Annotated in this window: 16 protein-coding genes and 2 tRNA genes; 12 read left to right on the top strand and 6 right to left on the bottom strand. The window is 40.1% G+C overall.

The genetic code is table 11. The annotated features are described in order from the left end of the window. Nucleotides 1-8: 8 nt before the first annotated feature. From AAEY97_RS11255 to AAEY97_RS11240, 4 genes are read left to right on the top strand one after another with little or no spacing between them, the layout of a single operon-like run. Entirely contained in the window at nt 9-428 is a 420-nt protein-coding gene (locus AAEY97_RS11255) for a PilX N-terminal domain-containing pilus assembly protein (RefSeq protein WP_192114457.1), read from the top strand. 11 nt (nt 429-439) lie between these two features. Next, nucleotides 440-3,958: a pilus assembly protein gene (locus AAEY97_RS11250; protein ID WP_192114420.1), complete on the top strand. Its 3,519-nt coding sequence runs from the start codon at nt 440-442 to the stop codon at nt 3,956-3,958. A 2-nt stretch (nt 3,959-3,960) separates the two neighbouring features. Continuing rightward, complete coding sequence (locus AAEY97_RS11245; RefSeq protein WP_502959456.1) at nt 3,961-4,368, top strand: type IV pilin protein; 408 nt, start codon at nt 3,961-3,963, stop codon at nt 4,366-4,368. Then, nucleotides 4,365-4,670, top strand: coding sequence for a TapY2 family type IVa secretion system protein (locus AAEY97_RS11240; RefSeq protein WP_350998879.1), 306 nt, complete (start codon nt 4,365-4,367; stop codon nt 4,668-4,670). Before AAEY97_RS11245 ends, AAEY97_RS11240 begins: the two co-directional genes overlap by 4 nt. Before the next feature lie 49 nt (nt 4,671-4,719). Here the strand turns inward: AAEY97_RS11240 and AAEY97_RS11235 are convergent, their stop codons facing one another. Further along, a complete protein-coding gene (locus AAEY97_RS11235; RefSeq protein WP_350998877.1) occupies nt 4,720-5,244 on the bottom strand; it encodes a GspH/FimT family pseudopilin in 525 nt (174 codons plus the stop codon). 128 nt (nt 5,245-5,372) lie between these two features. Continuing rightward, nucleotides 5,373-5,894, bottom strand: coding sequence for a GspH/FimT family pseudopilin (locus AAEY97_RS11230; protein ID WP_350998874.1), 522 nt, complete (start codon nt 5,892-5,894; stop codon nt 5,373-5,375). A gap of 424 nt (nt 5,895-6,318) precedes the next feature. Between AAEY97_RS11230 and glnB the strand changes: the two genes are divergently transcribed. From glnB to AAEY97_RS11215, 3 genes are all read left to right on the top strand, one after another. Next, nucleotides 6,319-6,657 carry a nitrogen regulatory protein P-II gene (glnB, locus tag AAEY97_RS11225; protein WP_101086390.1) on the top strand — a complete coding sequence of 113 codons (339 nt, stop codon included), beginning with the start codon at nt 6,319-6,321 and terminating at the stop codon, nt 6,655-6,657. A 78-nt stretch (nt 6,658-6,735) separates the two neighbouring features. Continuing rightward, entirely contained in the window at nt 6,736-8,022 is a 1,287-nt protein-coding gene (locus AAEY97_RS11220; RefSeq protein ID WP_101086391.1) for an NAD(P)/FAD-dependent oxidoreductase, read from the top strand. A gap of 240 nt (nt 8,023-8,262) precedes the next feature. Continuing rightward, complete coding sequence (locus AAEY97_RS11215) at nt 8,263-8,964, top strand: SapC family protein (RefSeq protein WP_011638325.1); 702 nt, start codon at nt 8,263-8,265, stop codon at nt 8,962-8,964. Nucleotides 8,965-9,121: 157 nt separating this feature from the next. On the opposite strand, the gene AAEY97_RS11210 is transcribed toward AAEY97_RS11215, so the two are convergent. Both AAEY97_RS11210 and AAEY97_RS11205 read right to left on the bottom strand, forming a co-directional pair. Continuing rightward, a tRNA-Thr gene (locus AAEY97_RS11210) sits at nt 9,122-9,197 on the bottom strand. A gap of 6 nt (nt 9,198-9,203) precedes the next feature. Beyond that, nucleotides 9,204-9,279: transfer RNA gene (locus tag AAEY97_RS11205), tRNA-Phe, on the bottom strand. 1,009 nt (nt 9,280-10,288) lie between these two features. Here AAEY97_RS11205 and AAEY97_RS11200 point away from each other — a divergent pair. Then, a complete protein-coding gene (locus tag AAEY97_RS11200; RefSeq protein ID WP_182745080.1) occupies nt 10,289-10,846 on the top strand; it encodes a cytochrome b in 558 nt (185 codons plus the stop codon). Between the two features lie 118 nt (nt 10,847-10,964). Then, the gene (locus AAEY97_RS11195; RefSeq protein ID WP_101086394.1) at nt 10,965-11,540 is read left to right on the top strand and encodes a YceI family protein; all 576 of its coding nucleotides are present in this window, start codon (nt 10,965-10,967) and stop codon (nt 11,538-11,540) included. A 90-nt stretch (nt 11,541-11,630) separates the two neighbouring features. Here AAEY97_RS11195 and AAEY97_RS11190 read toward each other — a convergent pair whose 3' ends face one another. Together AAEY97_RS11190 and mutY are read right to left on the bottom strand one after the other, a co-directional pair. Next, nucleotides 11,631-11,909, bottom strand: a complete 279-nt coding sequence (locus tag AAEY97_RS11190) for an oxidative damage protection protein (protein ID WP_101086395.1) — start codon at nt 11,907-11,909, stop codon at nt 11,631-11,633. A 34-nt stretch (nt 11,910-11,943) separates the two neighbouring features. Continuing rightward, a complete protein-coding gene (gene mutY, locus AAEY97_RS11185; protein WP_350978658.1) occupies nt 11,944-13,017 on the bottom strand; it encodes an A/G-specific adenine glycosylase in 1,074 nt (357 codons plus the stop codon). A gap of 234 nt (nt 13,018-13,251) precedes the next feature. Between mutY and trmB the strand changes: the two genes are divergently transcribed. Genes trmB through glsB form a run of 3 tightly spaced genes read left to right on the top strand, consistent with a single transcriptional unit; the run spans nt 13,252 to nt 15,251 of the window. Then, a complete protein-coding gene (gene trmB, locus AAEY97_RS11180; RefSeq protein WP_101086397.1) occupies nt 13,252-13,968 on the top strand; it encodes a tRNA (guanosine(46)-N7)-methyltransferase TrmB in 717 nt (238 codons plus the stop codon). A gap of 35 nt (nt 13,969-14,003) precedes the next feature. Continuing rightward, the gene (locus tag AAEY97_RS11175; protein WP_101086398.1) at nt 14,004-14,330 is read left to right on the top strand and encodes a YggL family protein; all 327 of its coding nucleotides are present in this window, start codon (nt 14,004-14,006) and stop codon (nt 14,328-14,330) included. 6 nt (nt 14,331-14,336) lie between these two features. Then, complete coding sequence (glsB, locus tag AAEY97_RS11170) at nt 14,337-15,251, top strand: glutaminase B (protein WP_101086399.1); 915 nt, start codon at nt 14,337-14,339, stop codon at nt 15,249-15,251. The last annotated feature ends 243 nt before the right edge of the window (nt 15,252-15,494 follow it).

Here is a 15,494-nt window from a genome sequence, read left to right as displayed (position 1 = left end):
TCACATCAATAAAGACGCAGCAGGGAATTGTGTTGTTTTTTTCGTTAATCGTCCTAGTGTTAATGACCTTGATTGGTGTGGCATTGGCAGTCAATTCGACACAGTCATTGAGAATGTCTGGTGCTGGTTCAGAACGAATTGAAGCGATGGCTTCAGCTCAAGGCGGACAAGATAAAGTTATTTTGGCGAATACAGGCAACACTTTCACAAGTATGACAGCTATTTCTCAAACAATTGATAATGAATTAGGTGTTACAAATACCATAACGCCATTGATTGTAGGTGATGTGAAATGTCAACGAAATGTAAAAGGCAATTCAATTCCTATATTTTGTCGCCGAATTGAAATTTCGAGCGCTGCAACATTTGGCCGCAATAATATGGGGCTAGTGACAGTGGTTGCTGGTATTGAACAAGAAGTGTACTGAAGGAGTTAGTCATGTTTTTTAAACAATTATCTTATACATTGCTATTTGCAATTTTGGCTTACTCATCCATCAGCTTTGCCGATGATACTGAGTTGTATGTACTTGAGTCTACCGCACGTACAGGCTCAAAACCGCAGGTACTCATTATTTTTGATACATCCGGCAGTATGAGCACCAGTTTTTCGACTGACGATCCTTATAGCCGTGGTAATGAAAATGTCAATAATAATGGCGTTCGCTTAAGAGGAACAACTAAGTTATTTTTTACTCGTAGCAGTAGTAATATTCCTTTGTCTTCAAGTAACCAATATTTCGAAGCTAAGTTTAATGGTTGCGGTGTCAGTGATCGCTATCTAAAAGATTATGGTATGTTTACCGGATATCTTCGTGAGCACAAATATATTGGTGAAAATGGTGAATGGTCTGAATTCCCTCTGACTGACGGAACTGGTATTCAATATGTTGATTGTTATGAAGATATAGCTGAATTGAATTATGCTAACCGTCAGGAAACAAACGGTTTTCCTGTCGATGGCTTAGGGGTGAGTTCAAACCCTGTTCGTTATACTGCTATCGATAACTCATCGACTTCAACCGAAATTGATGCTGCCGTCGCAAAAGCTAAATTAACCAATTTTGGCATTGGTCAACCGATTACAATATATACCGAAAGGTATGTTGATTGGTATCATAGTACTAAAACTCAGAGTAGTTATTCTCGACTACAAGTTGCCCAACGGGTAATTGAAGATACAATTGTTACAACACCTGGTGTTGATTTCGGTTTGAGTGTGTTTAACCGAAATACTAGTAGCAGTACAAACGGTGGTAGAATTGTATATGGCATAACAACGAATAATGATGCTAATAAATCCAACTTACTCACCACCATCGGTAGTTTTACCGCTGGCGGTAATACCCCTTTATGCGAAAACCTTTATGAAGCCTACCGCTATTTTGCAGGTTTAGGTGTTGATTATGGTGACGATGATCCTACTCGAACTCCATTTAGAGACCTGACTGTAGAGGTTAATGGTGTCTACACATCCCCTTTTGTCGGTAAACAATGTCAAGATAAGGCCTATATTATATATGTTACAGATGGTGCTCCTGTTAGTGATAATGATGCAGATAGTAAAGTTTTAGGTCTCTCAGGTGTAACTACCAGTAATAGATACTCAAGTAGTTATTTAGCTGCGCTAGCAGGCTGGTTAAACACAAATGATGTTAATACTAGCCTTGATGGAACACAAACTGTATCGACCTATACCATTGGTTATGGTTCTGGTGCAACGAGTGTTGCAACACTTCTGCAAGAAACAGCAAATCGTGGCGGCGGTGCATATTTTCCAGCATCCGATGCTGCAAGATTGCAAGAGGCTTTACAATCTATCTTCTCTAATATTCTAGAAACTAATTCAAGTTTCACTTCACCATCAGTTGCCAGTAATAACTTTGATAGAACCCAAACATTAGACTCGGTTTATTACGCGATGTTTTTACCTAACGAAGGTCCTCGTTGGATTGGTAATTTGAAAAAATTTAAGGTGACTGGATCTGGTGATGTTGTCGATAAAAATGGTAATGATGCCATTGATGGTGATGGTAATTTGGCCTCGTCGGCATGTTCTTATTGGACATCGGATGCTGTCTGCAGTGCCACAAGCGGCGGCGGTGATGGTAATAATGTTGAAATCGGTGGAGCATTAACTAAGCTTCAATCAACGCCAAGTCGAACGTTATACGGGAACTTTGGTACAGGTGGCGCTATTGAAGCTTTCACTAAATCAAAAGCTGTAACCAGTCCAGGTATTGGCAGTGAAGCTGCCTTGGCTGCCTTTATGGGCGTAGACACATCTGAGTTAACTAAATTATTCGATTGGGCGATCGGCATTGATGTTGATGATGAAGACAAAGACGGTTCAACAACAGATAAGCGCTCAGATATTATGGGCGACCCACTGCATTCTAAACCGTTAGCCATTAACTATGGTACTGAAAGCTCACCAGATATACGTATTTTACTGGGCACCAATGCAGGCTTTTTACACATGTTTAAAGACAGTGGTTCGAGTATTGAAGAGTCCTGGTCATTTATGCCGCAAGAGTTACTGCCTAACCTTCGTGAGTTAAGGGCAAACGTACCAACAGGCGTTCATTCTGTTTACGGAATGGATAGCCCGCCTGTTGCATATGTAAAAAGAAATGCATCAGGTGCAATTGATAAAGCTTGGTTATTTGTGGGTATGCGCCGCGGTGGGAAATCTTATTATGCGCTCAACATTACCAATCCTGATTCACCACAATTTATGTGGAAAGTTGACCCGAGCTCCACAGGGATGAGTGATATGGGCCAGTCTTGGGCTGAGCCTGTGGTCACGTTTATTCCAGGAGTGCCAGCGGGTAATACCTCTGCTGGTACCGCATCTCCAGTTGTGATTATTGGCGGTGGATATAACCCTTCAACAAAAGATGGTGCAGGGGTTGGTACTGATGACACTACCGGTCGCAGTGTTTATATTTTAAACGCTGAAACTGGAGCCCTAGTGTATCGATTTGGTACAGGTTCTAGTGGAACACAATTACCTGGTATTGTTGATAGCATTCCAAATAGTATTGCAATATTAGACAGTAACGGTGATAGATTGACTGACAGATTATATGCAACTGACACAGGGGCTAATATTTGGCGTATGGATTTACCCAGTGCTTCACCGACGAGTTCTACCAGTCCGTGGACGGCGTTTAAGTTTGCGAGTCTAGGTGGTTCTACACAAGCAACCGATAGACGTTTTTTTGCCGAACCTGCAGTGGCGCAAACAGTATTTACTAACATTTCTCAAGTGTCAGTGACGGATGCTGATAGTAATACTACTACTAGTTTGACGTACCAGAATATTCCTTATGATGCAGTTACCGTAGGCAGTGGTCACAGGCCACATCCTTTAGATACAACGCGCTCAGACAAGTTTTTTGTGTTACAAGACCGTAATGTCGTGACTAAATCGTTTACTGGCGCTGCAGGTAAAGAGATACCTGCTCCGTTGGAGTTAGCAAATCTTTATAATGTATCTTCTACGCCTCCGACAACTGAACAGCAAAATATTGAGTTTGGTGCAAAACGAGGTTGGTATTATAACTTCGCCGCGAAAGGAGAAAAAAGTTTATCGGCATCTACAATCATCCAAGGAAAAGTGTACTTTACCTCTTATGTTCCAGGCGATGTGACATCATCAAATCAATGTCTTGCATCTGGTGAGGGTCGATTATACGGCTTTGATTTACACAAAGGTACTCGTTCATATACTCAAGAATATTTAGAAATGGGCGCACGAGTACCTGATACGCCTCAGTTAGTCATACCACCAAATGGTACATCAGATAGTTATATGTATTTAATTGGTATTGGCTCTGCTGGTGATGATATGGATAAAGTGGATGATGAGGGTGATGGCTGTGCTGCTGGTGATAATAAATGTATCGGTGCTGGTCCAGGCGTTAATAAAATTTATTATCATATTGATGAATAAAGATGAGTAAAAAAGCAATGATAAATCAGAAAGGATTCACATTAATTGAAGTGATGATCACTGTTGTGATCGTGGGGATCTTAGCTTCAATAGCATATCCTAATTATACTCAGTTTGTTGCTAAAGGTGCTCGTGGTGACGGTTTGGCAGGGGTGATGCATGTTGCCAATTTGCAAGAACAGTATTATTTAGATCATCGTAGCTTTGCAACTGATATGACTAAACTTGGGTTGAAAGCAGATCCTTGGATTGTTGAAAATACCTATTATAAGGTTGATACAACGCTGAGTGGTGATGATTACACCGTGACAGCTACTGCTGTTGGAGTACAAGCGACTCGTGATACGGCTTGTGCAACGATATCGTTAACCTCAACGGGTGCTAAGTCACCTTCGGAGTGTTGGAAATGAGAATAAGCATAATATTTACAGCAATTTTATATTTTTTTAGTACATCTTCTGCTTTTGCGGAAGAAGAAGCTGATTATATTCCGTATAAATGCCATATCGAAACACCCAACGGTCCAAATATTGCCGTGTTTTTATGGGAAAAAAAATTAGTTATACAAGAGCAAAGTGCTCTACTCGCGGAATACGTGCCAACAATATCTAACGAACGTTTATTGGTTAAGCGAGTTGTCGAATGCATTGCAGAAGATAAAAAATTTAAAGATGCATACGTGCGGGAATTAGATGAGCAAAGAACTTATTAACTCATTTCATTGCTAACATAAAAAAGGCTTACCTATGTAAGCCTTTTTACTAACTGCAAGTAACGGTGGTGCTAACTTTAGACATTCTGCCTGACGAATTTATATTTACGGCCTCAGATGAACTACTGTCTGCGCTGCCAGGGCAATATCGAAAAGTACCACTGTTACCATTAGCCATCATGCCATCAGGGGTAAAACTGTATATTGATAAGTCAGATTTTATAATATCGTTACTATTAAATGCATCGACTTTACGTAAGATCACATCAGCAATTCCATTGGTTGTATCCATTGTTCCAGTAACGCCATTATCGATGAATATACTAAAACCTTGGGCCCAATTACTGCCACAAGTTGTAGATGTCATAGGGCAAATAGAAACTCTGCTACCGTAACTAACCGCTTGGCTGCGGGCAAAGACAAACGATGAATCAATAGTGCTAATCACACTTCTCGCTCTAATGCCTTCATAAAGCGACTTAAATGCGGGGACTGCAACGGTCATGAGTATTGCTGCTATCACAACAGTGACCATCACCTCTATTAAAGTAAACCCAAACGTTAATTTTTTCATGCATAAATCCTCTGCTATATAAAGCAGAGTATAACTAAGCGCAGCATGAATTACAGTGTTTTATTGACCATTTTGACCGAACTACTGATTCGATATTTATTCAAATACCCTATTTAATTCCTACTTTGTTAAAGCTTACATTTAATATTTTTCTTTTTCGACATTCTTACCCTTCCTGCTTGATTTACAATGACGGCTTTTGAGTATTTACTGTCAAATTTTCCTGGGCAGTACGTTAATGTGCCATTAGTACCAGAAGCTAATCCATCGGGTTGGAATCTAATCGCTTCACGATTGTAATCAATATAGTCATTTTCATGAAAAGGAGCCGTTTGTTGAAGTAAGCGATCATTGGCATCAAGTTGATTTTTTTGCCCATGATCAATAAATACGCTTAATCCAATACTCCAATCTGCTGAACACAGATTATCGATTAAAGGGCAAACCGTTACCCTAGAACCATAACTTATGGCCATATTTCGGCCTAACTGAATAGTCTGTTGAATAACTTGAATATTACTCTTTGCTCGTACTTGTTCAATTACTCCAGAAAAAGAGGGGATTGCGATGAGTGACATTATTGCGGCAATCAATGTGGTGACTATAACTTCAATCAGGCTAAAGCCTTTTGCTTGGATAGGAAATTTCACTGTTGTTCATCCTTAAACGTCGTTAGCTGCGTCCTGCAGTAAGATTAAATTAGTATAGAAAATAACCAGCAGCTTTGCTGAGAAATATCTTTTCATAAATACGTAAAATAGCCGCGACAATTAGCTTCGCTTTCAAGTAAGATATTTGGACGATGTTAGCGAGTATATAAATTGCAATGAGGACATGTGCTTAATCAACTTCAGTATGGGGTTATCAATGGTTATTAAATTGTTTTTGTCCTGTTTATTGTCGTGGATTGACTTGCAATAGGCACCATATTGACGTGCAAAGGTGACTTGTTAGTAAAACAAATGGCAAATTCGATATTGCAGATTTGAAATAAACCATTTTCTTATCGATTTATCCCATCTCTTATCCCGAGTTGAGGTTAATCAAAAACTTAGCCGATGACAGGAGTATTTAATGAAAAAAGTCGAAGCGATTATTAAACCGTTTAAACTTGATGACGTGCGTGAGGCACTTGCTGAAATTGGCATTACGGGTATGACGGTATCAGAGGTTAAAGGCTTTGGGCGTCAGAAAGGCCACACAGAGCTTTATCGTGGTGCAGAATATATGGTTGATTTTTTACCTAAGGTAAAAATTGAATTAGTGATCCAAGATGACATTCTGGAACGTGCGATTGATGTTATCGTTGATATAGCCAGAACAGGTAAAATTGGTGACGGTAAAATATTTGTAACTGATATCGAACGCGTGATTCGTATTCGCACTGGCGAAGAAAATGAAGAAGCAGTATAAGGCCCATAAGGGCCTTTTTTTATAACTGTAAATATTGTGTGATTATGTTGTTGGTATAAGGTAATTCCGAGGTAGTGTATGGTGCAACGAATTGTTATCGTGGGTGGTGGGGCTGCAGGGCTAGCATTGGCTTCAAAATTGGGCCGGAAATTTGGTAAAAATCCGTTAATCGACATTAGTTTGATTGATAAAAATACCGTCCACATATGGAAACCTAAATTACATGAAGTCGCTGTTGGTGTAATTGATCAATCAATCGAAGGCCTGCAATATCGAGATCACGGATTAAAGAATGGTTACCGGTATATTCGAGGTGCCATTGAGCAATGCGATCCGACGACTAAGAAAATTCAACTTGCTCCTGTGTATAACGATGAAGGCGAGATGATCATTGCCGCGCGCAATATTGAATACGATACTCTTGTTCTAGCCTTAGGGGGCGTATCAAATAGCTTTAATACACCAGGAGCCGAAAAACACTGTATTTTTTTAGACAGTCTAGACAGTGCTAATCTGTTTCATCATAAGCTGATGGATGCACTGTTACAGCTTAATGAAACCCAAGATCAATTAGGTATCGGCATTGTTGGTGCGGGTGCTACAGGTGTCGAGCTTGCCGCTGAGCTCCATCATGTTATTGAATCAGTAAGAGAGTACGGTTATCAAAACATCTCTAAAGATCATTTAGATATAAATTTAATAGAAGCATCCCCAAAAATACTCCCTCAATTGCCAGAGCAAGTCAGTACAAGAGCGCAAACTGTACTGTCAAAATTAGGGGTTAAATTGCATTTAGGTGTGCAGGTTAAAGAAGTAACCAAAGAAGGCTTTGTTACTGCGACAGGGGAGACGATAAAAGCCAATATCAAAGTGTGGGCGGCAGGTGTTAAAGGTCCCAAAGTATTTGAAAATTTCACTCAACTTCCCGTCACTCCACGTAATCAAATTGATGTAGATGATTGCATGCGTGTAAAAGGCATTGATGATATTTATGCTTTAGGCGACTGTGCTCAATTAATCTTACCATCAGGTAAGCCGGTACCACCAAGAGCCCAAGCAGCGGCTCAAATGGCAGATCGTCTCTATGCCAATATTTGTTTGAAGATGAAACAGCAGCCAGAAAAGCCTTTCGTTTATAAAGACTATGGATCACTAGTATCACTGAGTCGTTTTTCGGCGGTTGGGAACTTAATGGGAAGCCTCCGCTCAGGAGATTTTTTTGTTGAAGGACACATTGCTCGTCTGATGTACATCTCTCTGTATCAGCGTCATTTAGCCAGCTTGTATGGCTGGTTCTCGGCTTCTGTATATCGTATTGCCCAAAAGCTACTGCGCTGGCAACGCCCTAAGCTCAAGTTACACTAGGCGAGTAATCACATAGAGAGTTGAGCTACTATCAATATAAACGAATAGGCTTTGTTAAACACAAAGCCTATTTTGCACAAGAATTGGCCATTTGACGTTTATTGACGCAATTTAACTTAAATCTACTTGAATTTAAGATTTAACTTGGTAGTTTCAGTTATTAATTATTTGTTAACACAACGTATGACAATGATGTTGTACTTATACCATAAAAGATAATCAGTGCTTCAAGGAGCCAAGATGCCTAACCAGATTACATTATTAGAACAAACCAAGCATGGTGATTTAAAACTGACTCCAAGTGATTTTTCTCACGTGGCGGAGCAGCACATCGTGCCGGTTACCTTGCATGAAATTAACCGTGCTGCCACTGAGTATCCAATCGTATTTGTTAAAAACAGTGACACTAACGAATTTCAGTCAGTTGCGATGTTAGGCCTAAAACCAGGTCAAAATCTAAGTGTGAAAGATGGTAAGTGGCAAGGTTTGTATATTCCAGCTGTTGTTCGTGACTATCCCCTTGGTTTAGTGGTTAATCCAGACGTTAAAGATAAAGTATGGATTGGTATACGCGAAGATGCCAAAGAAGTGACTAAAACAGACGGCCAAGCATTATTTGAAGATGGTAAAGAAACTCCATTTTTAGAAGCGCGTAAGCAAGCTTTGATTAGCCACTATGAACAAGATCAAGCTACTCGCGGTATTTTAGGGTTTCTAGATGAAAAAGGGCTGTTGATTAATCAGACTCTCACTGTTGATGTAGCGGGTGAGAAGCGTAATATCAATGGTTTATACCTTATTGATGAAGCTAAATTAAATGCACTAAGCGACGAAGAGTTTATCGAGCTTAAAAAGCGCGGTCTACTAGGCCCAATTTATGGTCATTTGGGTTCTTTAAACCAAGTTAATCGTTTAGCCCGTGTTGAAGTACTCGGTAGATAATCTTCGGGCCTCCCCAAACAAAACAGGCACTCAATTGAGTGCCTGTTTTGTTTGGGGAAGTTAAATTCAATAAATACAATATCTGAATTAAGATGTTTAGATTTGACTAAATAGCAGATGCAAAAAAGCCACTCATTGAGTGGCTTTTTTGTTTTTATGGTGCCGGCACCAAGAGTCGAACTCGGGACCTACTGATTACAAGTCAGTTGCTCTACCAACTGAGCTATGCCGGCTAAATATGGTGCCCGAACCCGGAATCGAACCAGGGACACGAGGATTTTCAATCCTCTGCTCTACCGACTGAGCTATTCGGGCAACTAACTAAGCGTTAGTTAATCACTGCAGACTAGGTATTAACTTGGTAATCAATGCCCGTCTCGTCTGGAGTGCGCACATAGTATAGTGATGGTTTTTATCGTGCAAGTGGTTTTTCAAATGTTTTTACTCGTTCGGCTAGTTAATGTGCAAACTGGTGGTTTTTTATCGATTTTTAACGCTAAAAGTAGTTTGTAAGTGTTAATCGGTAAGAATAAAGTCGTAGAAGTTTGCTGACGATTAAATAAAATAACGAAAGAGAAACCAGAAAATTGAATTCGTCATTTGTTTTTTGCTCAGCACTAGACCCGTTTGATTTTTAACTTATGGTTAGTGTCCTCGCTTTAATTGCAAGTTCAAGAACGGTAAGTTTGAGTTGTTAGGCTGATGAATAACTTATTTACATGTAAATGAGTGAACTTTTTGTAGCGTCGTTGATCTTAATTTATGTGAGCTGAAATGCTAGGGCATTTACTCAACGGGATAGAGGTGCTTCGGATATGGTTATTTAAGGCCATACGATCTTTCAAGCTCAATTTTACCGTTAACTGTGGTGACTATTGATACCAGACAGAGCTATGGTATGTCGTTATTCGTTATTCAGTAAGCAGTAAGCATTAAGCAGTAAACAGTAAGCGATAACGCAGTAGAAAGAAGCCACAAACGCTGCCCGAAGAGTTCAGTTTAATCTTTATAGAATATGTTTGTTACAGTGCATAAGCGTAGTTAGAGACTTAATGTCTAACACTGCGCTGTCTTTTAATATAAAAAACTAAGCCGTTTATCTTGAAAATATTTAGCCAAGAAAGATCAATACATCCTAGATGCTATTTGATAATTAGTGACTACAATTGAGACATGTTTAATAAGTAGTTGCTTAATTATTTGGTTGTTCGCTATTTTAATACCTGTTACTTCTATTTTATAGAACGATTTCGGCTATTTTTACTGATTTTCTTTCCTAAAATTAACGTTAAAATGTTGTGACTTTTTTAGAGGAAAGTAAGATATGTTAAAAAACACTTCAGCTGGCTATGGCTTAGTAACCATTTTTTTCCATTGGTTGTCCGCCATCGCAGTTATTGGTCTATTTAGTGCTGGTTATTGGATGGTAGATCTTACCTACTACAGTAGTTGGTACCAAACTGCGCCGCATCTGCATAAAAGTGTCGGTTTGCTTTTACTTGGGTTAACGCTATTAAGGTTAGTTTGGCGAGGGATATCACACACTCCGAGCCCATTATCGAATCATCAGCCTTGGGAAAAACGCTTGGCAAAGTGGGCTCATACTGTTCTTTATACGCTAATGTTACTCATTATGAGTTCAGGAATTATGATTTCGACAGCCGATGGTCGAGATATTTGGATTTTTGACTGGTTTGCCGTGCCATTTCCTAATGCTTTTATTGATGATCAAGCTGATATAGCGGGGTTAATACATCAATACCTTGCCTATAGCTTAATTGGCTTGGTTGTGTTGCATGCAGCTGGTGCGATTAAGCATCATTTTATTGATAAAGATAACACCCTTAAAAGAATGCTGATGCCAAATCGTATTAGCAAATAATCGAATTGTTTAACCGTTGAATTGTTTAACCGTTGAATATATTAACCGTTATGTTTGATGAATATATCAATACCTCTTTATATATCTACTTGTTATTAACTTAAAGGAATAAAAAACCATGAAAAAACACCTTATAGCAGCACTTATCAGTGCAACGTTTATGTTACCTGTTGCTGTTAATGCTGCCGACTATGTTATCGACACTCAAGGTGCGCATGCATCAATTCAATTTAGTGTAAGCCATTTGGGTTATAGCTTTGTGGTTGGGCGCTTTAATGAGTTTTCTGGCGACTTCAGTTTCGATGCTGACAAAGTCGCAGATGGCAAAGTGAATGTTAAAATTAATACTAACAGTGTTGATTCTAATCATGCCGAGCGTGACAAGCATTTACGCAGCGAAGACTTTTTAAATACCAGTAAATTCCCTGAAGCCTCTTTTTCATCAACCTCGATTGTTGATAAAGGCAATAACCAGTTTGTGATTAATGGTGACTTTACCTTAAATGGTGTGACAAAGCCGTTAACCATTGATGCCGTTGCTATTGGTGAAGGTAAAGATCCATGGGGTGGATATCGTGCTGGTTTTAGCGGCACAACCACTTTTGCGATGAAAGATTTTGGGGTCAAAATGGATTTAGGTCCAGCTTCTGCTAACGTTGAATTAGCATTGGTAGTGGAAGGCGTTAAACAATAATCTATCGGATTTAGTCATTGATAACCAAAAACAAAGCCGCTAAGTTAAGCGGCTTTGTTGTTTAATATAGTTATCTATTATATTACTAGGTTATTCATCTTCAGCAGGTGGAACATAGCCTTCAATTTCAACGTCTTTACCTTCAAATAAAAAGTGAGTCATTTGCTCTTCAAGAAATTTGCGGTCATCAACATTCATCATATTGAGCTTTTTCTCATTAATGAGCATGGTTTGTTTCTTTTGCCATAAGCCCCAAGCTTCTTTACTGATATTGTCAAAAATACGCTTACCTAATTCGCCTGGGTAAAGCTGAAAATCTAAGCCGTCAGCTGATTTGTTTAGGTGTTGACAGTGAACTGTGCGAGCCATGATGATTCCTTACTAACTTTAATTACACTAAAAACTAATATGTCGCGAAAAGTACGGCTAAATTAGCCAAAATACGTTCTGTGGCGGCTGCCAACCCGACTTTCGCAGGTTGCTCTATGTTATACCAGAGAGCCGAGGTTTGTTCCATGATGCCTGTTGCTTGATCGACAGATAGTTCAACTAATACTGGTTGAATATCAAGATGGAAATGACTGAATGTATGCCTAAACCCTGCAAGCCCTTGTTCTGACTCTGTCAAATTATGCAGCGTTAAATAATCTTCTAATTCTGCTTGCTGTTCAAATTGCGGAAAACACCATAACCCCCCCCAAATACCTGCTGGTGGGCGTTGGATAAGCTGAACTTTTACAGAATCTCCGCTGTTGTCGACTAATACCAGCATAAAAGCTGATTTTTCTGGCGTCACTTTCTTAGGTTTTTTACCGGGATATAGACTTTGATGACCCGTCTGTTGAGCCACACAATCAATTGCTACAGGGCAGGCTGCACAATTAGGTTTACTGCGAGTGCAAACACTTGAACCAATATCCATCATTGCCTGGTTAAACTTTTCAACGTTTTTGGCAGGTGTGAACGTATCGGTTAATTGCCACAATTGTTGTTCAACATTTTTTTGTCCTGGCCAACCTTCAATAGCACCATGTCTGGCTAATACGCGCTTTACATTACCGTCTAAAATAGGGTGGTGTTGCCCGAGCGACAACGATAACACAGCACCCGCAGTTGATTTACCGATTCCAGATAACGCGAGCACATCATCAAACTGAGTAGGAAACTCGCCATTAAAAGCATCACGAATATGTTGGGCTGCTTTATGTAAATTGCGTGCTCTGGCGTAATAACCTAGGCCAGTCCACAAATGCAGCACCTCATCTTGATGAGCATTAGCAAGATCTACCACGCTGGGGAAACGCGCCATAAATTTTTCATAATAGGGAATAACCGTCGCGACTTGGGTTTGCTGGAGCATGATCTCCGACACCCAAACACGGTAAGGCGTTTTATTGATCTGCCAAGGCAGTGATTTACGACCATGTAGGTCATACCAAGCGATGATACGCTCAGAAAATGGAGTCAGATTTTTCATGGGCGCAGTGTAGCCATAGCCATTTTATTACACAAGTGGCACTGCTATTTTAAATCACACGTTTGCACTAAATTAGCGTAAACATGTGCAATGAGTTTAGGTATAATGCCCAACTGATTTTAAAATTGATCTATCACAGATAGCAAATGCGTAATGTGTTGATAAAGAGTGGCAGCCTAACGGTTAGACATTTAGTAACACAGCACAACAAAGTACGCAGACAATGAGGCAAAGATGAGCGACGTTACCACAGCTGAATTTAACGAAGACGGTAAGTATATTCGTAAAATCAGAAGTTTTGTTTTACGCGAAGGCCGTTTAACCAAAGGCCAATCTCAAGCAATTGAAGCACATTGGCCAGCAATGGGACTTGATTATACTCCACAAGCATTGGAGTTAACTCAAGTGTTTGGTCGCGATGCAGATACCGTGTTAGAAATCGGTTTTGGTATGGGGGCATCATTAGTCCAAATGGCAAAAGCTGCCCCAGAGCAAAACTTTATTGGCATAGAAGTTCATAAACCTGGTATTGGTACGTGTCTTTCTGATGCCGGTGCAGCTGAAGTGACTAACTTACGTGTATATCATCATGATGCAATGGAAGTGCTAGAGCACAGCATTGTTGATGGTTCACTTGAGCGCGTACAATTGTTTTTCCCTGACCCATGGCATAAAAAACGTCATCATAAGCGCCGGATTGTACAAGCTGAATTTGTACAACTTATCCGCCGTAAGCTTAAAATCGGTGGTGTATTTCATATGGCAACCGATTGGGAAAATTACAGCGAGCATATGTTAGAAATAATGAATGCAGCAGAAGGTTATAAAAATCAATCAACAACTGGTACAGTTGTCGAACGTCCAGAGCATCGTCCGCTTACCAAGTTTGAAGCAAGAGGCCACAGACTCGGTCACGGCGTATGGGATATCATGTTTGAGCGTACTGCTTAATCACAACTATACTTTCAGCAATCGGAGAATACACCATGGCGCAAAATCGTAGTCGTCGTTTACGTAAAAAATTACGAGTTGATGAGTTTCAAGAATTAGGCTTTGAAATCAACTGGACTTTTGATGAGTCGGTATCTGAAGAAGATATTGATAACTTAGTTGATCAGTTTCTTGTTGAGGTCATTGAACCTCGTCAATTAGGTTTCCACGGTGGTGGACACAAGCAATGGGAAGGTATTATTGCTACCCAAGCTATCGGTAAATGTACTGATGAAGATACCGCAGCAGTGAATGCATTCTGGAAAGACAAGCCAGTTTCTAACCTCGAAGTGAGTGATTTGTACGATATCTGGTGGGGTTAAGCTAAATTGCCTGAGCAATTATTACTTCAACAAGCCGTCGATAAAGTAAGATCGCTATTGGGTAAAGGCAAGGTTGCAGGATATATTCCTGCGCTTGCCTGCGTTGACCCTAACAAAATAGGGATTGCCGTTACTACCCTTGATGGCCAAACAATTGGTGCCGGTGATTACCTTGAGCCTTTTTCAATTCAAAGTATTTCTAAAGTCTTTAGCCTTACTCAGGCACTTAATTTATATACTGAAGATGAAATTTGGAGTCGTGTGGGTAAAGAACCCTCAGGGCATTCATTTAACTCGCTGGTACAGGTCGAATTAGAACGCGGTAAACCTCGCAACCCTTTTATTAATGCCGGTGCGCTAGTTATTGCTGACTTGTTGCAAGCCCGTTTAGGGGCGCCTAAGCATCGTATGCTTGAGGTTGTGCGTCAATTGAGCCAGAACCCGACGTTAGCCTACGATAAAGTTGTGGCGGATTCTGAGTTCCAGTTCAGTGCACGTAATGCATCTATTGCCTATTTAATGAAGTCATTTGGTAATTTTGAAGGCGACGTCAATACCGTACTTAAAAGTTATTTTCATTATTGTGCATTAAGAATGAATTGCGCTGACTTGTCCCGTGCGATGTTCTATTTGGCTAATCGCGGTAAGACACTCGATGGTGACAGCTTAGTTTCGCCGGTGCAAACTCGGCAACTCAATGCATTACTGGCGACATCTGGATTATACGATGGCGCAGGAGAGTTTGCTTATCGAGTAGGTATGCCCGGTAAAAGTGGCGTGGGGGGCGGCATTATTGCGGTTATTCCTGGTGATATGTCTATTTGTGTGTGGTCACCTGAGCTAGACAATAATGGTAACTCGCTTGCGGGCACAGCCATGTTAGAACATTTAAGCCAACAGTTAGGCCGTTCAATTTTTTAGTTTATACAAGGGCTAATCTTTCGCGGTTAACGTTGTTCGACCTTAACGTACTCACTCTTTGTATATCAAATCTGAATCTATAATATTGACTCAAAACGTTTAAAAGTCATTTTACTGCCCACTTGGGCAGTTTTAGTGGCTTCTTTTCGCCTAGGTTATTGCTTACTTATCTAGAACAGCCACACGTCGTATACGCTTACTTGTCTAGCAAAATACAAACTGCAGTAAAATTCATCCTGAAGC

It is taken from the genome of Shewanella sp. TB7-MNA-CIBAN-0143, from assembly GCF_040310065.1.
Taxonomy (GTDB): domain Bacteria; phylum Pseudomonadota; class Gammaproteobacteria; order Enterobacterales; family Shewanellaceae; genus Shewanella.
The sequence above is the reverse complement of the archived record's forward strand: the minus strand, read 5'-3'. Positions and strand labels throughout refer to the sequence as shown.